General features: G+C 65.5%; 1 protein-coding gene. It reads right to left on the bottom strand.

What is annotated here, in order from left to right:
- Nucleotides 1-254: 254 nt before the first annotated feature.
- Nucleotides 255-392: a hypothetical protein gene (locus AC1DCY_RS27810; protein WP_477356042.1), complete on the bottom strand. Its 138-nt coding sequence runs from the start codon at nucleotides 390-392 to the stop codon at nucleotides 255-257.
- Nucleotides 393-400 lie beyond the last annotated feature (8 nt).

Below are 400 nucleotides of genomic sequence, written 5' to 3'. Positions count from 1 at the left end.
CGATCATGCTGCTGCAGTACGCGGCCCTGCGGCTGTTTCCGGCGGGGTAGGGTCGGTACTCAATTGGCCGAGGGCAATGAGTTATCTGTTTCAATAGCTTGTAGCAGTTGTCATCCCGGCCGYAGCGCAGCGGAGCGCCGGGATCTCCCACMGTTYMGAAMCTGCMGAYGTGGGAGATCCCGGCTCTACGGATCGCTKRCGCGSTCCTMCGGCCGGGAWGACAMGTTTCYTTGCACGCCAATTGAGTCCAGGCTCTAGTCTCCCAGCCTCTCCCCCGCCGCCTTCGCCGCCGCAACACCCGTGGCGAAACAGGCCTGCAGCAGGTAGCCGCCGGTGGGCGCCTCCCAGTCCAGCATCTCGCCGGCCAGGAAGACGTCGGGCCGCGCTTTCAGCGCCAGGC

Source organism: Lysinibacillus sp. 10T31 (assembly GCF_056394365.1).
This window is presented reverse-complemented; position numbering and strand designations above follow the sequence as displayed.